Genomic DNA, 24,009 nt, shown 5'->3' on the forward strand with positions numbered 1-24,009 from the left:
AGAACGGAGAGACGGTAATGGCCGAAATCGACGCGCGCCTGCGTGAGGATGTCCACCTGCTCGGTGAACTGCTCGGAGATACCATCCGCAACCAGCGGGGTAAGGCCTTTTTCGACAAGATCGAGCGTATCCGTAAGGGTGCCAAGGCTGCGCGCAAAGGCTCGGCCCAAGGTGAGCGCCAGCTCATCGATACCCTCGACGGGCTTACAGACGATGAACTGCTTCCGGTGGCTCGTGCCTTCAACCAGTTCCTCAACCTGGCCAATATTGCCGAGCAGTACCACCGCATCCGCCGGCGCGGCCCGGATGAACCGCAACCTTTCGAAGATCGTGTGCTGGGCGACTTGCTGCAGCGCTTGCTCACTGCCGGTCATGGCCCGGAACAGTTGGCCCGGCAGCTGGGGCGCCTGGATATCGAACTGGTGCTGACTGCCCATCCCACCGAGGTTGCCCGCCGCACGCTGATCCAGAAGTACGACGCCATCGCGGCGCAACTGGCCGCCCAGGACCACGCTGACTTGAGCGACGCCGAGCGCGAGCGGACGCGCCTGCGCCTCCTGCGCCTGATTGCCGAGGCCTGGCACACCGAGGAGATCCGCCGCATCCGGCCGACACCGGTGGACGAGGCGAAATGGGGCTTCGCAGTGATCGAGCATTCCCTGTGGCATGCATTGCCCAATGTGCTTAGGCATGTCGACCAGGTGCTGCATGAGGCCACCGGGCTGCGTCTGCCACTGACGGCCGCGCCTCTGCGCTTCGCTTCCTGGATGGGCGGCGACCGCGACGGCAACCCCAATGTCACGGCCGCCATCAGCCGGCAGGTGCTGCTGCTGGCCCGCTGGATGGCGGCCGACCTCTATCTGCGTGACATCGACCATCTGGCTGCCGAGCTGTCCATGCAGCAGGCCAGCGATGAGTTGCGGGTGCGGGTGGGCGTTCATCCAGAACCCTATCGCGCGGTGCTCAAGCAATTGCGTGATCGCCTTCGCGCCACCCGCGCCTGGGCCGAAGCCGCGCTGGACAGGGATGTACCACCGAGCGCCGACGTGCTTCATGAGAACTGCCAGCTGCTGGAGCCCCTGGAGCTTTGCTACCACTCGTTGCACGCGTGCGGCATGGGCGTTATCGCCGACGGCGCGCTGCTCGATTGCTTGCGTCGCGCGGTCACCTTCGGCCTGTTCCTGGTGCGCCTCGACATCCGTCAGGACGCCGGGCGTCACGCCGCCGCGCTGGATGAAATCACCGACTACCTGGGGCTGGGCAACTACGCGCAGTGGAATGAAGAGGACCGCCTGACGTTCCTCCAGCGCGAACTGGACAACCGACGTCCGCTGCTGCCATCGCACTACTGTCCTTCGGCCGACACCGCCGAAGTGCTCGCCACGTGCAGGGTGGTGGCCAATGCGCCGGCTGCGTCCCTCGGTTCCTACGTGATCTCCATGGCCGGGGCGCCTTCGGACGTGCTGGCGGTGCAACTGTTGCTCAAGGAAGCCGGGTTGCAACGGCCGATCCGCGTGGTGCCACTCTTTGAAACCCTGGCTGACCTGGACAACGCCGGCCCGGCCATTGATCGCCTGTTGGGCCTGCCTGGCTACCGTGCGCGGCTGCATGGCCCACAGGAGGTGATGATCGGCTACTCCGACTCGGCCAAGGATGCCGGGACCGTGGCGGCCGCCTGGGCCCAGTACCGCGCCCAGGAACGGTTGGTGGAGATATGCCGCGAACATCAGGTGGAGTTGCTGCTGTTCCACGGTCGCGGTGGCACCGTGGGGCGCGGCGGTGGCCCTGCCCACGCAGCGATCCTGTCGCAACCGCCGGGTTCGGTCGCAGGACGTTTCCGTACCACCGAGCAGGGCGAGATGATTCGTTTCAAGTTCGGCCTACCCGGTATCGCCGAGCAAAACCTGAACACCTACCTGGCCGCCGTGCTGGAGGCGACCCTGATGCCGCCGCCGGAGCCTGAGCCGGCCTGGCGCGCTGCCATGGACCGCCTGGCCGCCGATGGCGTGGCCGCCTACCGCGCGGTCGTGCGTGAGCATCCGCAGTTCGTCGAGTATTTCCGTCAGGCCACACCCGAGCAGGAACTGGGCCGCCTCCCCCTGGGAAGCCGCCCGGCCAAGCGTCGCGCGGGTGGCGTGGAGAGCCTGCGAGCGATTCCGTGGATCTTCGCCTGGACCCAGACACGCCTGATGCTACCGGCCTGGCTGGGCTGGGAATCCGCCCTGGCCAACGCCCAGCAACGCGGCGAAACCGCATTGTTGGCGCGAATGCGTGAGCGCTGGCCGTTCTTCGCCACCCGAATCGACATGCTGGAAATGGTCCTGGCCAAGGCCGACGCCAATATCGCTGCGCTTTACGACGAGCGACTGGTGCCTGGGGAGCTGAAATCCCTGGGTGCGCAGTTGCGCGACCTATTGTCGCAGGCATGCGCGTCGGTACTGGCTCTGACCGGTCAGTCCGAGCTTCTGGCGCAGAGCCCGGAGACCCGCGAAGCCATCAGTGTGCGCAATACCTACCTTGACCCTCTACACCTGCTTCAGACCGAGCTCCTGGCCCGTTCCAGGCGCTGTGAGCAACATGTAGAAGGCCCTCTGGAACAGGCCCTTCTGGTGAGTGTGGCGGGTATCGCAGCCGGGTTGCGCAATACCGGTTGAGGCGGTTCCAGCCCCTACTTCCGGCGTCTTGTGCGCTATAGGGGCGCTGTGTATCTTGAACGTCCTTTTGGCCCGACAGCGACGCCGAAAAACCTATTCTGAGATTGGCCCCATGAGGCGAATCCGACCGATCTGAAAATAAAATATTTGAGGAGCACATCGATGCGCGTGATTCTGCTGGGGGCCCCTGGTGCCGGCAAAGGTACTCAAGCCGGTTTCATCACCAAGAAGTTCGGCATTCCGCAAATTTCCACCGGCGACATGCTGCGCGCAGCGGTCAAGGCTGGTACCGAGCTCGGCCTGAAGGCCAAGAGCGTCATGGATGCCGGTGGCCTGGTTTCCGATGACCTGATCATCAACCTGGTCAAGGAACGCATCGCCCAGCCCGACTGCGCCAACGGCTTCCTCTTCGACGGTTTCCCGCGCACCATTCCCCAGGCTGAAGCCATGAAGGAAGCGGGCGTGAGCATCGATCACGTGGTCGAGATCGCCGTGGACGACGAGGAAATCGTCAGCCGCATCGCCGGCCGCCGTGTGCACCCGGCCTCCGGTCGCGTCTACCACACCGAGCACAACCCGCCGAAGGTTGCCGGTAAAGACGACGAAACCGGTGAAGACCTGATCCAGCGCGACGACGACAAGGAAGAAACCGTGCGTCATCGCCTGTCCGTCTACCACTCCCAGACCAAGCCGCTGGTGAATTTCTACCAGAAGCTCTCTGCCGCTGAAGGCACCCCGAAGTACAGCGCCATCGCCGGCGTTGGTTCGGTGGAAGAAATCACTGGCAAGGTACTGGCCGCGCTCAGCTGAGACGGATTTCGTATCTGACCAACGGCCCGCTTGCGGGCCGTTGGCGTTTATAATGCCCGCCTTTTTTCCTGCGTCTGGACTGATCGATGACCACTCTGCTGGCCCTGGATACCGCCACCGAAGCCTGCTCCGTTGCCCTGTTGCATGACGGCAAGGTGCTCAGCCACTACGAGGTGATCCCGCGCCTGCACGCCCAGCGTCTGCTGCCGATGATCCAGACCCTGCTGGCCGAAGCCGGATTGCCGCTGGCGGCGCTGGATGCCATCGCCTTCGGTCGCGGGCCAGGGGCCTTCACCGGTGTGCGTATCGCCATCGGCGTCGTCCAGGGGCTGGCCTTTGCCCTGGATCGTCCGGTGTTGCCGGTCTCTGACCTGGCCGTGCTGGCTCAGCGTTCCCACCGTGAGCAGGGTGTCGATCAGGTGGCTGCGGCCATCGACGCGCGCATGGACGAGGTCTACTGGGGCTGCTATCGCCTGGACGCCGGCGAAATGCGCCTGACTGGCGCGGAAGCCGTGCTGCCGCCCGAACAGGCCCAGCTGCCGCGCGATGCCAGCGGTGACTGGTACGGCGCGGGCACCGGCTGGGGTACCTTTGCCGCGCGGATTCCCGTTCAGGTCAGCGGTCAGTCAGCGGCTTTGTTGCCCCATGCCGAAGATCTGCTGACCTTGGCCCGCTTCGCTTGGGCACGGGGTGAAGGCTTGCCCGCCGATCAGGCGCAGCCGGTCTACCTACGCGACAACGTCGCCACGCCCAAGGCGCCGCGCTAGAATTGCGTCTGTCGGCCCTCCGTCCCGGATTGCCTAGGCCGGGGCGGGTGGCTAGAGTCCACCGGCACTCATTTCGAAACGCCAGCACTGCCGAGCGGTAACCGATGCGCATCGATGGCTTCACCTCTTCCTATCCGCTGGAGCGTAGTCCCCGTCAGGGCAGCGCGGTCACGCCTTTCCGCGAGATCCAGCGTGAGGCGGAGGTCCGCCGCGAGCAGCCGAGCACACCATCTTCCACCCAGGGCTACGAGCAGGCCGCCCAGCCCCGTCGTGTGCAGGCCAGTAATGGCTCCGGCGACAGCTTGCCGCTGCGCCCGCAGGACCTGATCCAACAGCAGCGCACTATCAGTAATCGTGCTGCGCAGGCCATCGCCAGCTACAGCGCCACCGCCAGTTTCTCCGCCGAATACGATGCCCCCGAGGTGCTCGGGCTCGACCTCTACGCCTGATGTTGCCCTATCACCTGGGCTGCCCGTCGTGGAACGAGCCAGCCTGGCGCGGCAACTTCTATCCCACCGACCTGCGTCCCGCCGACACCCTGGGGCACTACTGCCAGGTGTTCAACGCAGTGGAGGGAAACACGACCTTCTATGCGCGGCCTTCCGCCGACACCTTGCAGCGCTGGGCGCAGACCATGCCGGAGCAGTTCCGCTTCTGCGCCAAGATGCCTCGGGACATCAGTCATGAAGGCGATCTGCGCGACCAGTTCGCTGCCACGGACACTTTCCTCCAGCTCCTTTCGCCACTGGGCACGCGCCTCATGCCGCTCTGGCTTCAGCTGCCAGCGGCTTTCGGACCCGCACGCCTGGGGGAGCTGGCGGCCTGGCTGGACGAATTCAGTCACCAACCTATTGCCGTGGAGGTACGCAACCCGGCGTTCTTCGACAAGGGCGACGCCGAGCGAATGCTCAATCGCCTGCTGCATGAGCGCGGCGTTGAGCGTATTTGCCTGGACTCGCGGGCGTTGTTCAGCGTCCGTTCACAGGACCCGGCGGTGCTTCATGCGCAGGCGAAGAAGCCCCGGGTACCCGTGCGGCCCACGGCCTTCAGTACCCGTCCTCAAGTACGCTTCATCGGCGGGCCGGACCTAGACGCCAACCAGCCGTTCCTCGAACCCTGGCTGGAAAAGGTCGCCGGCTGGATCGAACAGGGGCTCACGCCCAACATCTTCCTGCACACGCCGGACAACCACCTGGCTGCAGCCCAGGCCCTGCGCTTCCATGCCGCCCTGTGCAAGCGCCTGCCCGGACTGCCGGCCCTGGTGCTGCCGCAACCGCCGGCCGAACAACTCGGCCTCCTCTGAGCCTTGGGCTAGGCTATCGGCCTCTGCCCCTGATTCCGGAGCCTGCCATGACCACCCAAGCGCAACGCGGTGAAGCCTTTGCCGCTCTGCACCGAGCTCCCGGCCTGTTCGTCCTGCCCAATCCCTGGGATGCCGGATCGGCGAAGATGCTCGCCCATCTAGGTTTTTCCGCGTTGGCCACCACCAGCGCCGGCCTGGCATTCGCCCTCGGCCGGCGTGATGCGGAGGGTAATGTCAGCCGGGAGGAAGCCCTGGCGAATGCCCGCGCCATAGTCGAGGCCACGCCCCTGCCGGTGGCGGCGGATCTGGAGAATGGCTACGGCGATCGTCCCGAAGACTGCGCTGCGACCATTCGTGCGGCTGCTTCAGTCGGGTTGGTGGGTGGCTCGATCGAAGATGCCAGCGGTCGCAGTGACGATCCCATCTACCCGCTGGAGTTGGCGGTCGAGCGCATTCGCGCCGCAGTGGCGTCCGCCCGCAGCCTTGGATTCCCCTTCACCCTGGCGGCCAGGGCGGAGAACTACCTCCACGGTCGTGCTGACCTGGACGACACCCTGCGTCGCCTGGTGGCTTATGCCGAGGCGGGGGCTGACGTGCTATATGCACCGGGCTTGACCACTCGCCAACAGATCCATGAAGTGGTGCATGCCGTGGCGCCACGGCCGGTGAATGTGCTGGTGGGGTCACCTGGCCTGAAGCTGAGCCTGGAGGAACTGGCCGAACTGGGGGTCAAGCGGGTGAGCGTAGGTTCCAATCTGGCGCGGGTGGCGTATGGGGCGTTTTTTCGTGCTGCCGAAGAATTGCACCAGGGCAACCTGGCGGCAATGGGGCAGGCCATCCCGTTCGATCGCATCAACGACCTGTTCGGGCCCTGAGTCGAGGCTCCTCTCCCGCTTGGGCTGATGGGGACGCTGGCTGCCGGCTCTGGCAGAATGCGCGGGTTTTCCGATCAGGCGTGTAGGTTCATGAGTGAAGATTCCGTCAGGGTAAGGGCAGAAGCCCTTGAGCCGGCCTATGCCGAAGCGCTGGAGGCCTGGGCGGCGCGCCTGGGGCTGATGCGGGAAGGGGAGGCAGATTTCGCCTTTCAGCTCGGTGGTGACGGTCTGCAACTGCTGCAGCTGGGGCCTGATTCGCCAGGCCCGGTGCGGGTGGATTTCGTCGAAGGGGCGGCAGCGCACCGGCGCAAGTTCGGGGGCGGCAGTGGGCAGATGATCGCCAAGGCCGTCGGCGTGCAGCCGGGTGTTCGGCCGAAGGTGCTGGACGCCACCGCGGGCCTGGGCCGCGATGCTTTCGTCCTGGCCACCCTGGGCTGCGAGATGACCCTGATCGAGCGCCAGCCGTTGATCGGCGCACTGCTGGAAGACGGTCTGGCCCGCGCCGGGCGGGACCTGGAGACAGCCGCCATCGTCGCGCGCATGCGACTACTGCAGGGCAACGCCATCGAGTTGATGCGGGGGTGGCAGGGGGAGGCGCCCCAGGTGATCTACCTGGACCCGATGTTCCCGCACCGCGACAAAAGCGCCCTGGTGAAAAAGGAAATGCGCCTGTTCCGTCCACTAGTGGGTGATGACCAGGATGCGCCGGCGCTGCTGGAGGCCGCCCTGGCCCTGGCCAGCCACCGGGTGGTGGTGAAGCGCCCGCGCAAGGCGCCGATCATCGAGGGCGCCAAGCCGAGCTATGCGCTGGAGGGCAAATCCAGCCGCTACGACATCTATCCGAAGAAAAAGCTCGACGCCTGAGGTCAGCCAAGGGCCTCGCAGTCCTGTGCTATTTCAGTCAGGGCCGGTAGGCCCTGATGAATAGCTCGACCACTTCCCGTACGTGCAACTCGGCCTCTTCTCCCTCCAGCGCCGCCCCGCAGCCGATCAAGAGGCGGAAGTTGTGCCCGCCCTTGATCAGGCAGAAGAAGTGCTCCGCGGCGTTCTGTGGACGGTCGATGTGCAGCTTGCCGGCCTCGTTGGCATGGGCCAGCAGCCCGGTCATCTCCTGCAGGATCTGCAGCGGTCCCGCCTCGTAGAACATCCGTGAAAGCTTCGGATCCTGGTTGGCCATGGCCACCATCACCCGGTGCAGTTCGAGGGATTCGCGGCTGTTGATCAACTGATGGAAGCTACGGCCGATGTTCAGCAGCACGCTCTCGATGCTGGCGTCGGCCGGTAGCTCGAACAGCAGCTCTGGCAACTGCTCCTCGCATTTGGCCTTCACCGCAGCGGAGAACAGCTTCTCTTTGTCCGTGAAGTGGCTATACACGGTCAGCTTGGACACGCCGGCCTCGGCGGCGATGGCGTCCATGCTGCTGCCGTCATAGCCGTTTCTTAGGAAAAGATTCTTCGCGGCTTCGAGAATTGCCTTTCTTTTCGCCGGATCTTTCGGACGGCCTGGGCCGCTGGTCGGAAATGAATTGTCTGACATTTCTTTATAAATACTGGACTGGTGAGTTTGCTATTTTTACTATACCCAGCAGTATAAATATTCCAGCTGCTCTTCGCGAAAGGTCATTCATCATGTTTCGCCATGCCTTGCCCCTCGCTCTGCCCCTTTCCCTCTCTCTTCTGATCGCGGCCTGCGGCAATGGGGAGCCTGTTCAACAGGCGGTTCGTCCGGCCATGGTGATACAGCCCGAACCGGCGGCAGATGCGGTGGATACCTTCCCGGGCGAAGTGCGCTCGCGCTATGAGCCGGAATTGGCCTTCCGCATCGGTGGAAAGATCGCCAAGCGCCTGGTGGAAGTAGGTCAGCGGGTGAAGAAGGACCAGGCCCTGGCCGAGCTGGACCCTCAGGACGTGCGCCTGCAACTGGAGGCGAGCCGGGCGCAGGTGGCTGCGGCTGAGGCCAATCTCAAGCTGGTTCGCGCCGAGCGCGATCGCTACCGCACCCTGTTGGATCGCCAGATGATCAGCCGCTCCCAGTACGACAACGTGGAAAACACCTTCCGCGCAGGCGAAGCGCGGGTGAAGCAGATCAAGGCCGAGCACAACGTCGCCAGCAACCAGGCGGCCTACACCGTGCTGCGTGCCTCCCGGGATGGTGTGATCGCCGCTCGTCGCGCGGAAGTCGGGCAGGTGGTGGCCGCCGGCCAGACCGTCTTCACCCTGGCCGTCGATGGTGAACGCGAAGTGCTGATCAGCCTGCCGGAACACGCGATCGACCGTTTCAAGGTTGGCCAGGATGTGGCGGTTGAGCTCTGGTCGCTGCCCGGTCAGCGTTTCCCGGCACGCATCCGTGAACTGGCGCCGGCCGCTGATTCGCAGTCCCGTACTTTCGCTGCACGGGTCGCCTTCGCCGACAACAAGGTCCCGGCAGAGCTGGGCCAGAGCGCTCGCGTATTCATCCGCAGCAACGGCGCGGTGCCGCTTTCCGTACCGCTGTCGGCACTGACTGCAGAAGCGGGCCAGCCCTATGTCTGGGTGGTCGATCCCAAGGACTCCACGCTCAAACGTCGCCTAGTGCGCGTCGGTCCCTATGGCGAAGACCGCGTGCCCGTGCTCGAAGGCCTGCAACCCGATGACTGGGTGGTGGCGGCCGGCGTGCAGGTGCTGCGCGAAGGCCAGCAGGTGCGGCCGGTGGACCGCGCCAACCGTTCGGTGAAGCTGTTGGCCAAGGAGTAAGGCGCCGTGAATTTCAATTTGTCCGCCTGGGCGCTGCAGAATCGCCAGATCGTCCTCTACATCATGCTGCTGCTGGGCATTGTCGGGGCCATTTCCTACACCAAGCTGGGGCAGAGCGAAGACCCGCCCTTTACCTTCAAGGCCATGGTCGTGCGCACCAACTGGCCGGGCGCCAGTGCCGAGGAAGTCTCCCGCCAGGTCACCGAACGCATCGAGAAGAAGCTGATGGAGACCGGCGAGTACGACAAGATTATCTCCTTCTCCCGTCCCGGTGAGTCGCAGGTGACCTTCATTGCGCGCGACTCCATGCATTCCAACGAGATTCCCGAGCTCTGGTACCAGGTCCGCAAGAAGATCAGCGACATTCGCCATACCTTGCCGCCGGGCATCCAGGGACCGTTCTTCAACGACGAATTCGGCACCACCTTCGGCAATATCTACGCGCTGACCGGTGAAGGTTTCGACTACGCCGTGCTCAAGGACTATGCCGACCGCATCCAGCTGCAGCTGCAGCGGGTCAAGGATGTGGGCAAGGTGGAGCTGCTCGGCCTGCAGGACGAGAAGATCTGGATCGAACTGTCCAACGTGAAGCTGGCCACCCTGGGGCTGCCGCTCGCCGCAGTACAGCAAGCCCTGGAGGAGCAGAACGCGGTCGCTACCGCCGGTTTCTTCGAGACGCCTAGCGATCGTGTACAGCTGCGCGTTTCCGGCCGTTTCGATTCGGTGAAGGAGATTCGTGACTTCCCCATTCGCGTGGGTGACCGAACCTTCCGAATCGGCGATGTGGCAGAGGTTCGTCGCGGCTTCAATGACCCGCCGGCACCGCGCATGCGCTTCATGGGCGAGGACGCCATCGGCCTTGCGGTGTCCATGAAGTCCGGCGGCGACATCCTGGTGCTTGGCCAGGCGCTGGAGGGCGAGTTCGCCCGCCTGCAGGAGAACCTGCCGGCCGGCATGCAGTTGCGTAAGGTGTCGGACCAGCCGGCAGCGGTGAAGACCGGGGTCGGGGAGTTCGTTCGCGTGCTCACCGAGGCGCTGGTCATCGTGCTGCTGGTGAGTTTCTTCTCACTGGGCCTGCGCACCGGCCTGGTAGTGGCGCTGTCGATCCCGTTGGTACTGGCGATGACCTTTGCCGCGATGTACTACCTCGGCATCGGCCTGCACAAGATTTCGCTCGGCGCCCTGGTGCTGGCACTGGGGTTGTTGGTGGACGACGCGATCATTGCGGTGGAGATGATGGCCATCAAGATGGAGCAGGGCTATGACCGTCTCAAGGCGGCGAGCTTCGCCTGGAGCAGCACGGCCTTCCCCATGCTCACCGGCACCCTGATCACCGCCGCCGGCTTCCTGCCCATCGCCACCGCGCAATCCGGCACCGGCGAGTACACCCGCTCGATCTTCCAGGTGGTGACCATCGCCCTGGTTGTGTCCTGGATTGCTGCGGTGGTGTTCGTGCCTTATCTGGGTGACCGTCTGCTGCCCGACCTGGCTAAGCTGCACGCCAAGAAGCACGGCGGCAGCGACAAGGGCCACGATCCCTACGGCACACCCTTCTACCAGCGAGTCCGTCGCGTGGTGGAGTGGTGTGTGCGGCGACGCAAGACCGTGATCCTGCTGACCCTGGCTGCTTTCGTGGCCTCCATCGTCCTGTTCCGTTTCGTTCCCCAGCAGTTCTTCCCCTCCTCAGGTCGCCTGGAACTGATGGTCGATCTCAAACTGGGCGAGGGTTCGTCCCTGGCCAACACCGAGGCTGAGGTCAAGCGCCTGGAACAACTGCTGCGTGAGCATCCGGGTGTGGATAACTACGTGGCCTATGTCGGCACCGGTTCGCCACGCTTCTACCTGCCATTGGATCAGCAACTGCCGGCGGCCAGCTTTGCCCAGTTCGTGGTGCTGGCCAAATCCATCGAGTCCCGCGAGGAAATCCGCAGCTGGCTGATCCAGGTGCTGAACGACGAGTTCCCAGCCCTGCGCAGCCGCATTTCACGCCTGGAGAACGGTCCGCCGGTGGGCTACCCGATGCAGTTCCGTGTTTCCGGTGAACACATCGACGAAGTCCGCGCACTGGCCCGCCAGGTGGCCGACAAGGTGCGTGAGAACCCCCATGTGGTGAATGTGCACCTGGATTGGGAAGAGCCGAGCAAGGTGGTGCGGCTGAATATCGACCAGGACCGCGCCCGCGCCATGGGTGTGAGCACCGCCGATCTCTCGCGCTTCCTGCAGAGCTCGCTGACCGGCGCGCCGGTGAGCCAGTACCGCGAGGACAACGAGCTGATCGAGATCCTGCTGCGCGGGACCGTGCGTGAACGCCAGGAACTGGCCCTGCTGCCGAGCCTGGCCGTGCCCACCGACAATGGCCAGAGCGTGCCGCTGTCGCAGATCGCCACCCTGGAGTACGGCTTCGAGGAAGGCATCATCTGGCACCGCAACCGCCTGCCGACGGTCACCGTGCGCGCCGATATCTACGACAAGTCCCTGCCGGCCAGTCTGGTCAAGGACATATCGCCGACGCTGGACCCAATCCGCGCCGAACTGCCGGACGGCTACCTGCTGGAAGTCGGCGGTACGGTTGAAGACTCCGCTCGTGGGCAGAAGTCGGTGAACGCCGGCATGCCGCTGTTCATCGTGGTCGTGCTAACGCTGCTGATGTTGCAGCTGAAGAGCTTTTCGCGCTCGGCCATGGTCTTCCTGACGGCGCCCCTGGGGCTCATCGGCGTGACCTTGTTCCTGTTGGTATTCCGTCAGCCCTTCGGCTTCGTCGCCATGCTCGGCACCATTGCCCTGGCGGGGATGATCATGCGCAACTCGGTCATCCTGGTGGACCAGATCGAGCAGGACATCGCCCAGGGTCTGGATCGCTGGCACGCGATCATCGAAGCCACGGTGCGACGCTTCCGGCCTATCGTCCTTACCGCCCTGGCGGCGGTGCTGGCGATGATCCCGCTGTCGCGCAGCGTATTCTTCGGTCCCATGGCCGTTGCCATCATGGGCGGCCTGATCGTCGCCACCGCCCTGACCCTGCTGTTCCTGCCCGCGCTCTATGCGGCCTGGTTCCGGGTCAAGCCGGCGGAAGCTGAACAGACAAGACCGGTGCTGGCGCCGGACGTCCAGCCCAGCCACTGACGACAAAGGCCCCTTCGGGGGCCTTTTTCATGTGTATTTGGGCTGTTTCTGCCAATCCTGCGGCCACTTCCTCTCCGGCCCTTGGCGTCTTCGCCAGCCAGGCAGAGACTGGCCGGGCTCGCCACCGCCAATAGCCACAAGAAGAGGTGCCCATGCAGCATGCGACCCAGGTGGAATTGCTCAAGCGAACCTTGGCCCTGGTAGAGCGGGGCGTATCCGAATGCCTCGAGACGCCTTCATCGTTGCCGGTGGACGCCTATCTCGATGAACAGCGATACCGCCGCGAGCGCGACGAGGTTCTGCGCCGCGAACCGCTCTTGGTGGCTCGTTCCAGCGAGGTTCCACTTGGTCATTTCATCACCCGCGACCTCTTGGCTCCGCTGCTGCTGACCCGCGATGAGCACGGCCGGCTGCGCGCGTTTCTCAATGTCTGCAAGCACCGGGGCACTCAGTTGGTGGGTGATGCCAGTGGGCGTAACCGGGTATTCGTCTGTCCCTATCACGCCTGGTCCTACAACCCAGAAGGCCAACTGCGCGGCATCCCCTACGGCTATGGTTTCGAGGGCATAGACCGGGCTTGCCTGAACCTCACTGAGGTACCGGTGGCCGAGCGCTTCGGCGCCGTGTGGGCGCGACACTCACCCGGGCCGGCACTGGACATGGATGCTTTCTTCGGCGAGCAGATCCTGGCCGACTTCGACAGCTTCGCCCTGGATGATCATGTGGTCTTCGATCCCCGGGACATTCGCCGGCCGGTGAACTGGAAGCTGACCATCGACACTTTTCTGGAGAATTACCACGTCTCCAGGGCTCACCAGGCCACCATCGATCACCTGTTCTGGCCCAATCTGGGGCTGTTCGAGCGCTTCGACCGGCATATCCGCAACTACTACGTGAAGCGCAACTTGCGTGAGGTTCTCGATCAGCCTGAACGTGACTGGAACCTGCGGCACCACGGTAACCTGCTGTATTTCCTCTGGCCCAACACCCTGGTACTGGTGGAGCCGGACCATATCGATTTTTCCACCGTGTTCCCAGACGGCCCCCTCGCCACACGCGTGCTAGGCCACACTCTGCTGCCGGAAGCTCCGGCGACGGAGAAGGCGCAGCGTTATTTCGAGAAGAACAATGCCATTCTCTACTCGGCCCTGGAGGAGGACTTCGCCATGGCGGCACGGGTGCAGACCGGAATTCAGGCCGGCGCCAGCGAGCAGCTCTGGCATGGGCGTTTCGAGCAGGCGCTGCGCTGGTTCCACCAAGGGCTGGATGAAGCGTTGGGGGATGAGCGGGTGGCGGTGTTGGCCAAGTGAATTCACATCGGATTGCCAATCCGATAGGCCGCTCATTCACTGGCGCTTGGTGGTCGTTCAAAGAAAAAGCCCGGCATCACGCCGGGCTCATCAGTACCTGGTTAAGGCTCAAAGCGCTCCAAATACCTTCTTCGCCAGACCAGTGGCGGCACCTGCCGGGTTCTGGCGAATGCTGGCCTCCTGCTCGGCAATCATCTTGAACAGGCCGTCCAGGGCTTCTTCGGTCACGTAGCTTTCGATATTGGCGCTCTTGGCATCCACTACGCCGAAGCTTGCGGCCTGACCGGCGAAGCTGTTGTATTGCTGGGCCAGACCGACCTTGTCGGTGGCTTGCTTGACGATGGGCAGGAACTTGGCGCGCAGTTGGTCGCGACTGGACTTGTTCAGGTATTGGGTGGCGGCGTCATCCGGGCCGCTGAGGATGCCCTTGGCGTCCTGCACGGTCATTTTCTTCACTGCGTCCACCAGCATTGCCTGGGCCTGCGGTACTGCGGCTTCGGCGGCCTTGTTCATGGTGTCTTCGAGTTGTTCCACCTGGGCGCCCATGCCCATCATCTTCATGGTCTTGGCGGCCTTGCCGAGGTTGCCCGGAAGTTCGATGCGGACGTCCGGGTTTTCGGCGAAGCCTCCCGGTTTGCCCAATTGCTGGACGGCGACCTTGGCACCCTGGGTCAGCGCGTCCTTCAGGCCGCCAGTGGCATCCGACTGACTGAGATCGGCGATGGACAGGGCGAAGGCGCTGGCAGACAGGGCGAGGCCGGCGCAGAGGGTGGCAAAGCGGATCATTGCTGCATCCTTGTGGCTAGGGGGGAGGACGGTCTTTTTGTGCTCAGCGGACCGGATCGACCTTGATGCGAAGTGGCTGCGGGTCGGATCCGTCGAGTTTAACCGAGTGCTGCTCGGTACTGATGAACATCAGCCTGCCGTCCAGTTCGATGCGCGCACTTACCGCGTAGCGGTGGTTGGGCTGTATCTTGGCGGGGTCGTAGGCGAGTCGGAAGGCCAGCGGCACCTGGCCCTCTATCGGTCCCTGCTGGCGGGCCAGCTCCATGGCCGGGGCATCGGCCAGCGATACGTCCTGGAGACTGACGCTGAGGGTCGCGGCCGGGGGAAGGGCCATGCGTTGCAGGTAGAAGACTTCGCCTTCCAGTTGGCGAGTTTCGCTGGCGGGCTGGCCGGCGCAGGCAACCAGCAGGCTACCGGCAAGGATCACGGGCAGTGCTTTCATCAGGACCTCGGGGTCATGTGGGATCGACAGATGCCACTATAGAAGGCCAGGCACAATGAGCCATGGTTCCAGGTCAAGACGCCCGAAACTGAAATCGCCCCCGAGTGGGGGCGATGTGGCGGAGGGGTCAGTGCTGATTGTCGTCCAGTGCCGTGCTGGATATGGCGTTGAGGGTGTCGTTGAACTGCACCGTTTCGTTGAAGGCCTTGACCAAGGCGCGGAAACGGTCCTTGGCGGCGATCAGTTGCTTGAGTTTCTCGGCCAATTCGTCGTCCTTGCGATTGAGCGCGGCCTCGCGCTCCTCCAGGGCTTCGGCACGGCGCCCCAGGGAATCGGCCAGCTCATCATTGCGTTGCTTCTCCAGGCGCAGGCTTTCGGCAAGCTTGGCGGTACTGCGGTCGCGCGCTTCGACGCTTTCGGCCAGGGCCTTGAGGGCGGCGCTGCGCTCGGCGAGGGCGCGCGCGTTGTCCTCGGTGCTCCGTTCCAGATTGGAGACTTCGCGTGTAAGGCGTGCTTCCAGCAGTCGCAGTTGTTCGTCCTTGTCTGCAAGGAGGCGCTCCTTCTCCTGCAGCTGCGACTTGCGTTGCTCCAGGTTTTCCTGATGCTTCAGTGCGTCCAGTTTCTGCTGGGTCAGGCTCTTGGCCATGTCCGCGAGGGAGTCGAGGGTGCTCTGCACGTCGTACAGGACACTGTCGGTATCGCTGCCGAGGAACGCCGCATGGGGACTGTCTGCGGAGCGCTCGGCTACCCCTTCGGTCTCGGTGTTGGTCATCGATGAGGGCGTCCCAGACTGAGGGATGTAATGTCGCATGTCCTCGATTTCGAGGGGGCTTTCAGCCTCGGTCCTGGGCTGGGGTTCAGGTTCAGGCTGGGGTTCTGGTTCTGGTTGGGGCTCAGGCTCAGTCTCGAAGGGGGCTGCCGAGGACGGCGCGTCATCAACAGCGTCCGCATCACGGGTGTGTACTTCATTTTGCTCGTGCGAGATCACTTCCAGGGCTTTCTCGGCTGTCTGGGTGGGCTCCGCAACGGCGGTGTCGGCGGTAGCGGGAACGGTCAGGCTGAAGTCCACGCCAAGGGAGCGGCTGTCGATGGGAGAGGGCGGGGTTGCCGTGATGACGGCTTCCTCCACCAGTGGTGGGCGGGTGGACGGCAGTGGCTCACCGGTGTTGGCACTTTCGCGGGTGGCGATCAGCCTGTTCACTGCGGACCGGTTGATGGCCAGGTTGTGGTGCGAGCCTGTCACGGCTGGCTTCTGGTCGCCGCCCGTGATCTCTCCCTTGAGCTGAACGAAGTGGAATTCCAGCTTTTCAGTCGTGCTCATGATTCATCTCCCTTGGTGATCTGCTTGAGCACCTGCACGGCGTACTGCCATTCCTGCTCGGACTCCAGGCCGGCCAGGCGATAGCCGCTTTCCTGGGGTACGGCGCTGGCCACGTACACCTTCGAGGCGCCGTTGCGGCCATCTTCGTTGAGGGTGTAGACGAGGATGTTGCGGTCGATAAGGGGGATGGCGAAGCTGCACAGGACGGCAGCGTTGACCACCTCTCCGGTGTCTTTCTCGACAGTGATGGTTCTCAGCAGCATGGGCGGGGTCTTCCATGTTCGGGACTGGTGGTACGCTCGGATGACCGAAGCGGCGCAGTGCCGAATGGTACGGAGGGGACCCCGGTACGCCTGCCGGGAGCGGTCTTATTGTGACGTGGGAACGGTCTTGGTCGGGCTGCGCAAAGGAGGCGCCAGGCCCGGAGGCCTGGTATTGCAGGGGTCAGCTGGCTTCTGCTGGGGCTTCCGGCTCGGCCTCGGTCTGGCGATCGAGTGCCACCTGGCGGATGGACAGGCGGATCTCCGCCGGCAGCACGCGCTTGGCGGCGCCTTCAGCCAACTCGCCGAGCAACTCGTGGTAGCTCAGCTTGCCGGCTTCGTCGCGACGCAGGACGCGCTGGTCCAGCAGGGTCTGGATGAAGTGCCGGAACAGGCTCTTGTCGAAGAACTCCGGGGCGTTCAGGCCATGGAGAATCGACAGACGCTGCGCCATGACGGTGCAGAGGTCTTCCAGTTCCTCGGCGCTCAACTGGTTCTGCCCAGCGTTCAGCAGCAGCGCGATGGACATGTAGAAGCGTTGAAGCGTCTGGACGATGGCGCGGGCCAGCAGTGTCAGCAGGACGAACTGTCGCGAGCTCGGTGCCGGGCGAACATACACGTCGCCTTCGACTTTGAGCAGGCCTTGCTCGACGAAGGCGGCCAGCCATTGGTCGACCACGCCTTCCACCTCGCTGGCGTCCCAGCGGATGAACAGCTCGGCCTGCAGGTAGGGATAGAGCGCGCGCGTATAGCGCAGGATCTGCTCACGGCTCATTCGCGCGCTGCTCTGGAAGAAGGACGCCAGCAGCGCCGGCAGCGCGAACACGTGGAGCACGTTGTTGCGGTAGTAGGTCATGAGGACGGCGTTCTGCTCGTCCAGATAGAGGATCTTGCCCAGCGCATCTTTCTGCTCGGCCAGCAGGTTCATGCTCTGCACGTACTGGATGAGCGCCTGGCCATCGCCTTCCGGCAGGGTGGCGTGGGGCGAATAGGGGACGGCGCGGAGCAGCGCCAGGTAGAGATCGAGCACACGGGTCAGGGCGCGTTCGTCCAGGGCCAGGCGACTGGTGGAGAGCAGTGCCAGGGCCACCAGGTTGACCGGGTTGATCGCCGCCGCGTCGTTGAGGTGGCGGGCAATGCGCACGGCCAACTGATTGGTAGTGTCGTTGAGCCAAGCCGGGCGGAACTGCGGGCCCAACTCCTCGGTGCGCCAGTCCGGTTGCTGCTGGTCGAGGAACTCGGCCAGCTTGATCGGTTCGCCGAAGTTCACCGCCACTGAGCCAAAGCGCAGCTTCAGCGCGCCGATGACTTTGAACAGGTCGAAGATGGATTCCTTCTTCTTGCTCGCACCGCGCAACTCACCCAGGTAAGTGCGACCTTCCAGCACGCGCTCGTAACCGATGTATACCGGCACGAAGACGATGGGCAGACGCGAGGAGCGGAGGAAGCTGCGCAGGGTGATGGCGAGCATGCCGGTCTTCGGATGCAGCATGCGCCCCGTGCGCGAGCGCCCACCTTCGACGAAGTACTCCACCGGGAATCCGCGGCTGAACAGGGTGTGCAGGTATTCGTTGAACACAGCCGTGTAAAGCGGGTTGCCCTTGAAGGTGCGGCGCATGAAGAACGCGCCGCCACGGCGCAACAGGCCGCCGATCACCGGCATATTGAGGTTGATGCCGGCGGCGATGTGCGGTGGGGTCAGGCCGTTGCGGAACAGCAGGTAGGACAGCAGCAGGTAATCGATATGGCTGCGGTGGCAGGGCACGTAGATGACTTCATGGCCCTGGGCGATGTCTTGCACGCCTTCGATATGGTTGACCTTGATGCCTTCGTACAGCTTGTTCCAGAACCAGGACAGCACGACCTCGAGGAAACGGATGGCGGTGTAGGCGAAATCGGAGGCGATTTCGTTGCCGTACTTCAGCGCCAGGGCCTCGGCTGTGGGCAGGCTGATCTTCTCGCGCTCGGCTTCCTCGGCCATGGCCTGGCGGACCATGGGCGCGCGTACCAATCCCTTGACCAGGTTTCGGCGATGGGAAAGGTCGGGGCCGATGACGGCGGTTTTCTGATTGCGGAAGTGCACCCGCAGGATGCGGTTGACCATGCGCAGGGTGCGCTCCGGGCCCTTGTCCTGCGCCACCAGCTCGCGCAGGTGGATCGGGGCGGAGAACTGCACGCGGGTCTTGCGGCCGAGGATGAGGATGCTGACCAGCTTGCGCAGGCGTCCGGTTACCGCCCAGCTGTCGGCGAACAGCAGCTTCCATGGGCTCGTTTCGCGATCAGGCGACTGCCCCCAGAAAACCGTTACCGGGATGATCTGCGCATCCTCCACCGCATTCTGCTGAATGGCGCCCAACACCCGTACCAGAGTGGGGGAGGCACCGCGCTTGTCCTGGCCGCCAAGCCAGCCCGGCTCCGGCGACAGGTAGAAGAACGCGGCTGGCTCCAGCAGGTCGCCCACCGCCACCGGCAGCACCGGACGAGGCAAGCCGGCCTTGGTGCATTCCCGGTCCACCACCGCCAGGTCGCTGGCCGACGGTTGCTGCAGTACGTAGAGCACCGGTTTGCTGCGGTCGAGCTTCAAGGTGAAGGCGGATTGGTTGATGGTCTCCGAGCGCACCCAGATGTAGAGCAGGCGGCGCAGGGCACCAAAGGCAAGGCGGCGGAAGGGGGAGCGGGTCATGACGGGGGTAATGCTGTGAAACGAGCGATTGCTCGGGGCGGCTAGTTTGCCGTATTCGCCGCCGGGTCGCAAAAAGCCGCTGGCTGTCGTTTCTACCCGAATATTCCTGCAACTTTTCGCACAAGTGGCTGTCTTGCAATGCCTGCGGGGGACTCCTTATAGTCCGCCAGCGTTTTGCAAGGCCCCGGTGGCCAGCATGGCCAGGGGCTGCTCCCTTCGGGACTAGAGGCCATGATCGAGATAACAAATCTGACCAAGCGCTTTGCGCACCATACTGCCGTGGACAATCTGTCCTTCAGCGTCGCACCTGGGGAGGTGCTGGGGTTTTTGGGCCCCAACGGCGCAGGCAAATCCACCACGATGAAGATGCTTACCGGTTTCCACGCGCCTACCTCCGGTACCGCGAGCATCTTCGGCTTCGATATCCAGACCCAGACACTCAGGGCTCAGCGGGAAATCGGCTATTTGCCTGAAGGTGCCCCGTGCTACGGCGACATGACCGTGCGCGGCTTCCTCGAGTTCATTGCCGAGGTCCGTGGCTATCGCGGTGCCGAGAAAAGGGAGCGGGTAAGCCGGGCGGTGGGCCAGGTCGAGCTCGAGAATGTCTGTGGCCAGTCCATCGAGACGCTCTCCAAGGGCTTCAAGCGTCGTGTCGGCCTGGCTCAGGCCATACTCCACGACCCGCGCGCGCTGATTCTCGACGAGCCTACCGACGGACTCGACCCGAACCAGAAGCACCAGGTCCGCCAGCTCATCCAGAGTCTGGCCCGCGACAAGATCGTGATCATCTCCACGCATATCCTCGAAGAGGTCGCGGCGGTCTGCACCCGCGCTCTGGTGATCGCTTCCGGCAAGGTAGTGGCAGACGGCACCCCGTTCGAACTGGAAAGCCGTTCGCGCTATCACCAGGCTGTCACCCTGGTAGCCGAGGAGCCGCTGGACATGCTCGCCCTGGCCGTACTGCCGGGCGTTGCCGGTATCGAGGAGAACGCCATCGAAGGTGGCCTGACCATCCTGGCCAAGCCGGGTGAGGTGATCTTCCCGCAGGTGAACCAGTTGATTCACCAGCGTGGCTGGAAAGTGAAGGAGCTGGACGTGGAGCGCGGCCGTCTCGACGAAGTATTCCGCCGACTGACCCGGGGAGAAGCGGCATGAGGCAGTTGCCGGTGATTTTCAAACGCGAGCTGGCGAGCTACTTCGCCACCCCGCTGGCCTATGTGTTCATCGTGATCTTCCTGGTGCTCTCCGGGGTCTTCACGTTCTATCTGGGCGGCTTCTACGAAAGCGGCCAGGCGAGCCTCGCGCCGTTCTTCAATTTTCACCCCTGGCTCTACCTGTTCCTGGTGCCGGCCATCGCGATGCGCCTTTGGGCCGAGGAGCGCAAGTCCGGCTCCATTGAGTTGCTGATGACCCTACCCATCACCCGTTTCGAAGCGGTCACCGGCAAGTTCTTCGCTGCCTGGGCCTTCTCCGGGCTGGCGCTGCTGCTGACGTTCCCGATGGTGCTCACGGTCAACTACCTGGGCGAGCCGGACAATGGCGCCATCGTTACCGGCTATATCGGCAGCTGGTTGCTGGCGGGTGCCTTCCTGGCCATTGGATCGTGCATGTCGGCGCTGGCCAAGAACCAGGTGATCGCCTTCATTCTCGCCGTCAGCGTGTGCTTCCTGTTCATCGTCAGCGGCTTCCCGCTGGTGCTCGACGCGTTCAGCGCCTGGGCACCCCAATGGCTGCTGGATGCCGTGGCCTCGCTGAGTTTCCTGACCCGTTTCGATGCCATCAGCAAGGGCGTGATCGATCTGCGTGACCTGCTCTACTTCGTCACCCTGATCGCCGCTTGGCTAGCCGCCACTGCCGTGGTGGTCGATCTGAAGAAGGCCGACTGAACATGAAGAAACTGATGTATTCCAGTGCCGGGCTGCTGCTGATCGCCTTGGCTTTCCTGGCGTTCAACATGCTCGCCGGGCTGACCCTGACCAACGCGCGGGTCGACCTGACCGAACAGAAGCTCTACACCATCTCCGACGGGACGAAGAAGATCCTTGGCGAGATCGACGAGCCCATCAATCTCTACTTCTTCTACTCCGACAAGACTGCCAAGGATCTGGTGGTACTGCGTAACTACGCGCGGCGGGTTGAGGAGATGCTGAAGGCCTATGAGCGGGCCGCCGACGGCAAGATCAGGCTGCACATCGTCGACCCGGAACCCTTCTCCGAGGACGAGGACAAGGCCGCCGAATTCGGTCTGCAGGCTGTGCCGCTTCAGCAGGGGGGTGACCAGGTCTACTTCGGGCTGGCCGGTACCAACGGCGTCGACGACACCCAGATCATCCCGTTCTTCCCGCTGGACCAGGAGGAGTTCCTCGAGTACGAGATCAGTCGCCTGGTGCAGAGCCTGGCCAAGCCGGAGCGACCCGTGGTGGGTGTGCTCTCCGGGCTGCAGCTCAATGGCGGTTTCGACATGATGAGCCGCCAGCCGACCCCGGCCTGGATGGTGATGGAGGAGATTCGTCAGCTGTTCCAGATCGAGAGCCTGAAGAGCGACATCGACCAGATTCCCGAGAAGGTTTCGGTGCTGCTGTTGGTGCATCCGAAGAACCTGCCAGAGCAAACCCAGTACGCCATCGACCAGTTCGTCCTGCGCGGTGGCAAGCTGCTGGCCTTCGTCGACCCTTGGAGCGAGGCCGACAGCGGTATGGAGATGCCGGGTGAGCCCGGCGGCGACAAGTCCTCCGATCTGGATTCCCTGTTCAAGGCCTGGGGCCTGCAGATGGTGCCTGGCAAGGTGCTTGGCGACGGCGCCAATGCCATGTCGGTCAGCATGGGCCAGGACAAGCCGCCGGCGCGTCATGCCGCATGGCTCAACCTGCCCAGGCACAGCCTCGACCAGAGCGATGTCAGCACGGCGGGTCTGGAGAACATTACCGTAGCCACCGCCGGGATTCTGAAACCGCTGGATGGCGCCAAGACCCACTTCGTGCCGCTGATTCAGAGCTCCGAGTACTCGATGCCGTTCGACGTGCAACGCTTCGGCATGCTTGCCGATCCAGAGGAGCTGATTCGCGAACTCAAGCCCACGGGTGATCGCTACACGGTGGCCGCACGCATCAGTGGCCCGGCGGAGTCGGCTTTCCCCAATGGTATCGAAGGGCGCAAGGATGGCCTGAAGTCAGCAGCGAACATCAATGTGATCGCTGTCGCCGACACCGATATCCTCAGTGACCGCATGTGGGTGCAGGTGCAGGACTTCTTCGGCCAGCGCGTACCGCAACCCTGGGCCGATAACTCCGGCTTCGCCATCAACGCGCTGGATAACCTGGCCGGTTCCGATGCGTTGATCAGCGTGCGCTCGCGTGGCCGCTTCAGCCGTCCGTTCGACGTCGTGGAGAATCTCCAGCGCGAAGCCGAGGTGAAGTTCCGCGAACAGGAGCAGGAACTCCAGCAGCGGCTGGCCGACACTGAGCAGAAGCTGGCATCGCTGCAACAGAGCCAGGACCCCGCCAAGGCCCTGGAGCTGACCCCGGAACAGCAGACTGCGTTGCAGCAGTTCGTCCAGGAGAAGCTGCGCATTCGCAAGGAACTGCGCGATGTGCGCTTCCAGCTCAATGCCAACATCGAAGACCTGGGACGCACCCTGAAATTCATCAATATCGCCCTGGTGCCGCTGGTGTTGACCCTGGGTGTGCTGGTGCTGTGGTTCTGGCGCCGTCGGCGCAAGGCATAAGGGGAGCAGCATGGGACGCAAAGGTCTGATCTTTCTTGCCCTGCTGGCCGCTGGCCTGACGGCAGCCTACTTCATCCAGCAGGACGGCTCGCGGCCTCAACCGCAGCCATCCAGCGCCAGCCGCGAGTTATGGCTGCCCGAGCTGCAAGGCGAGTCGGCAGGGGTGACCACGCTGGACGTGCGACTGCCCGGGCAGCCCGATATCCAGTTGGTACGTAAGGACGGTGTCTGGGTACTGCCGGCCAAGGCCGACTACCCGGCAGCGGGACAACCTGTGTCGGCCTTGCTACGGGCGCTGACGGAAGCGCGCAAGGTGGAAGCCAAGACCGCCAATCCCGAATTGCATGGCCGTGTCGGACTGGCCGACAAGGGCAGCGTCGAGGAGCAGGGCACGCGGATCACGCTGGAACGCGGCAGCGAAGCGCCTCTGGAGTTGCTGGTCGGCAAGCCCGCACAGCAGGGCAAGGGGCAACTGGTTCGTCGCTACGGTGACAACCAGGTGTGGCTGGTCGACCAGGCCATGCCGATGCCGCAGACCGAACTCAACTGGCTGGATCGCCGAGTGATCGAGATTCCGTTTTCCAGTGTCCGGCAGGTGGAGGTGGTCTATCCGAACGGCAGCCGCCTGACCGTCTACCGCGACTCGGCTGAGGAGCCCAATCTCAAGCTCAAGCAACTGCCGAAGGGTCGCCGTCTGGCCTACGAGGCTGCAGCCAATGGTATGGCCACCCTCTTCGCTGGCCTGGAATTCGCCGACAACGCTCCATTGGCGCAGGTGCAGTTCAAGGGCAAGCCGATGCTGGTGTTCAGCCTTTCTACCTTCGACGGTGGCGAGTTGCGTGGCGAGGTCTACGGCCAGGGCGAGCAACCCTGGCTGGTACTCAAGGACAGGCAGAAGCTGAGCAACGACCAAGTGCCGGGCAAACTGGATTGGGCCTATCGACTGGAGCCATTCCAGTATCAGGCACTGGCCAAGAGGCTCGAGGATGTACTTGCCGCCAAGTAGTGCAAGTTATTGAAGGACGGCGGTAAATCGGACAATGGACCGTTCATTTCCGCCTCTCCTTATGCCCCATTTTGTACTTCCAAAGAACCAAAAAAGGGCGTCCAGCCCGCGTGGCACGGCCTTCCTGCACTGTCATAAAAAAGTGCTTTTCAGCGCGAACTCTTGTCGTATACTCCGGTCGCGGTCATAAAAAGAACGCCATTCGAATACCC

General features: G+C 63.7%; 20 protein-coding genes. 14 read left to right on the top strand and 6 right to left on the bottom strand.

Going from position 1 to position 24,009, the window contains the following annotated elements; genetic code table 11:
• Positions 1-17: 17 nt before the first annotated feature.
• The 7 genes from ppc (at position 18) to E8F20_RS24245 (ending at position 7,273) form a co-directional block, all read left to right on the top strand.
• Positions 18-2,654, top strand: a complete 2,637-nt coding sequence (ppc, locus tag E8F20_RS24215) for a phosphoenolpyruvate carboxylase (RefSeq protein WP_280286026.1) — start codon at positions 18-20, stop codon at positions 2,652-2,654.
• 162 nt (positions 2,655-2,816) lie between these two features.
• Positions 2,817-3,464 carry an adenylate kinase gene (gene adk / locus E8F20_RS24220; protein ID WP_028627409.1) on the top strand — a complete coding sequence of 216 codons (648 nt, stop codon included), beginning with the start codon at positions 2,817-2,819 and terminating at the stop codon, positions 3,462-3,464.
• Positions 3,465-3,550: 86 nt separating this feature from the next.
• Entirely contained in the window at positions 3,551-4,231 is a 681-nt protein-coding gene (gene tsaB, locus E8F20_RS24225; protein WP_280286027.1) for a tRNA (adenosine(37)-N6)-threonylcarbamoyltransferase complex dimerization subunit type 1 TsaB, read from the top strand.
• Positions 4,232-4,335: 104 nt separating this feature from the next.
• Positions 4,336-4,680: a hypothetical protein gene (locus tag E8F20_RS24230; protein ID WP_280286028.1), complete on the top strand. Its 345-nt coding sequence runs from the start codon at positions 4,336-4,338 to the stop codon at positions 4,678-4,680.
• A complete protein-coding gene (locus tag E8F20_RS24235; protein WP_280286029.1) occupies positions 4,680-5,534 on the top strand; it encodes a DUF72 domain-containing protein in 855 nt (284 codons plus the stop codon). Before E8F20_RS24230 ends, E8F20_RS24235 begins: the two co-directional genes overlap by 1 nt.
• A 47-nt stretch (positions 5,535-5,581) precedes the next feature.
• Positions 5,582-6,409, top strand: coding sequence for an isocitrate lyase/phosphoenolpyruvate mutase family protein (locus E8F20_RS24240; RefSeq protein ID WP_280286030.1), 828 nt, complete (start codon positions 5,582-5,584; stop codon positions 6,407-6,409).
• Positions 6,410-6,499: 90 nt separating this feature from the next.
• Positions 6,500-7,273, top strand: a complete 774-nt coding sequence (locus tag E8F20_RS24245) for a class I SAM-dependent methyltransferase (protein WP_280286031.1) — start codon at positions 6,500-6,502, stop codon at positions 7,271-7,273.
• A gap of 37 nt (positions 7,274-7,310) precedes the next feature.
• On the opposite strand, the gene E8F20_RS24250 is transcribed toward E8F20_RS24245, so the two are convergent.
• The gene (locus E8F20_RS24250; protein ID WP_280286032.1) at positions 7,311-7,946 is read right to left on the bottom strand and encodes a TetR/AcrR family transcriptional regulator; all 636 of its coding nucleotides are present in this window, start codon (positions 7,944-7,946) and stop codon (positions 7,311-7,313) included.
• Positions 7,947-8,038: 92 nt separating this feature from the next.
• Here E8F20_RS24250 and E8F20_RS24255 point away from each other — a divergent pair, with 92 nt between their 5' ends.
• The 3 genes from E8F20_RS24255 to E8F20_RS24265 all read left to right on the top strand — a co-directional run bounded on the left by E8F20_RS24255 (position 8,039) and on the right by E8F20_RS24265 (position 13,575).
• Positions 8,039-9,142 (top strand): efflux RND transporter periplasmic adaptor subunit, encoded by a 1,104-nt coding sequence (locus tag E8F20_RS24255; RefSeq protein ID WP_280286033.1) that lies wholly within the window; start codon positions 8,039-8,041, stop codon positions 9,140-9,142.
• 6 nt (positions 9,143-9,148) lie between these two features.
• A complete protein-coding gene (locus E8F20_RS24260; protein ID WP_280286034.1) occupies positions 9,149-12,265 on the top strand; it encodes an efflux RND transporter permease subunit in 3,117 nt (1,038 codons plus the stop codon).
• A 152-nt stretch (positions 12,266-12,417) separates the two neighbouring features.
• On the top strand, positions 12,418-13,575 hold the full coding sequence (locus tag E8F20_RS24265) for an SRPBCC family protein (protein ID WP_280286035.1): 1,158 nt from the start codon (positions 12,418-12,420) through the stop codon (positions 13,573-13,575).
• Positions 13,576-13,683: 108 nt separating this feature from the next.
• Here the strand turns inward: E8F20_RS24265 and E8F20_RS24270 are convergent, their stop codons facing one another.
• The 5 genes from E8F20_RS24270 to plsB form a co-directional block, all read right to left on the bottom strand.
• Positions 13,684-14,361 carry a DUF4197 domain-containing protein gene (locus tag E8F20_RS24270; protein WP_280286036.1) on the bottom strand — a complete coding sequence of 226 codons (678 nt, stop codon included), beginning with the start codon at positions 14,359-14,361 and terminating at the stop codon, positions 13,684-13,686.
• A gap of 43 nt (positions 14,362-14,404) precedes the next feature.
• Positions 14,405-14,803 (bottom strand): YbaY family lipoprotein, encoded by a 399-nt coding sequence (locus E8F20_RS24275; RefSeq protein WP_280286037.1) that lies wholly within the window; start codon positions 14,801-14,803, stop codon positions 14,405-14,407.
• 127 nt (positions 14,804-14,930) lie between these two features.
• On the bottom strand, positions 14,931-16,124 hold the full coding sequence (locus tag E8F20_RS24280; protein ID WP_280286038.1) for a hypothetical protein: 1,194 nt from the start codon (positions 16,122-16,124) through the stop codon (positions 14,931-14,933).
• Positions 16,121-16,387: a hypothetical protein gene (locus tag E8F20_RS24285; RefSeq protein ID WP_280286039.1), complete on the bottom strand. Its 267-nt coding sequence runs from the start codon at positions 16,385-16,387 to the stop codon at positions 16,121-16,123. The genes E8F20_RS24280 and E8F20_RS24285 overlap by 4 nt, the downstream gene beginning before the upstream one ends.
• Positions 16,388-16,568: 181 nt before the next feature.
• On the bottom strand, positions 16,569-19,067 hold the full coding sequence (gene plsB / locus E8F20_RS24290; protein ID WP_280286040.1) for a glycerol-3-phosphate 1-O-acyltransferase PlsB: 2,499 nt from the start codon (positions 19,065-19,067) through the stop codon (positions 16,569-16,571).
• 231 nt (positions 19,068-19,298) lie between these two features.
• Between plsB and E8F20_RS24295 the strand changes: the two genes are divergently transcribed.
• From E8F20_RS24295 to E8F20_RS24310, 4 genes are read left to right on the top strand one after another with little or no spacing between them, the layout of a single operon-like run.
• Complete coding sequence (locus E8F20_RS24295; RefSeq protein ID WP_280286041.1) at positions 19,299-20,222, top strand: ABC transporter ATP-binding protein; 924 nt, start codon at positions 19,299-19,301, stop codon at positions 20,220-20,222.
• A complete protein-coding gene (locus E8F20_RS24300; RefSeq protein ID WP_280286042.1) occupies positions 20,219-20,953 on the top strand; it encodes an ABC transporter permease subunit in 735 nt (244 codons plus the stop codon). Before E8F20_RS24295 ends, E8F20_RS24300 begins: the two co-directional genes overlap by 4 nt.
• 2 nt (positions 20,954-20,955) lie before the next feature.
• Complete coding sequence (locus E8F20_RS24305) at positions 20,956-22,791, top strand: Gldg family protein (protein WP_280286043.1); 1,836 nt, start codon at positions 20,956-20,958, stop codon at positions 22,789-22,791.
• A gap of 10 nt (positions 22,792-22,801) precedes the next feature.
• Entirely contained in the window at positions 22,802-23,797 is a 996-nt protein-coding gene (locus E8F20_RS24310) for a DUF4340 domain-containing protein (RefSeq protein WP_280286044.1), read from the top strand.
• Positions 23,798-24,009 lie beyond the last annotated feature (212 nt).

The organism is Pseudomonas sp. BN415 (assembly GCF_029871195.1).
Taxonomy (GTDB): domain Bacteria; phylum Pseudomonadota; class Gammaproteobacteria; order Pseudomonadales; family Pseudomonadaceae; genus Metapseudomonas; species Metapseudomonas resinovorans.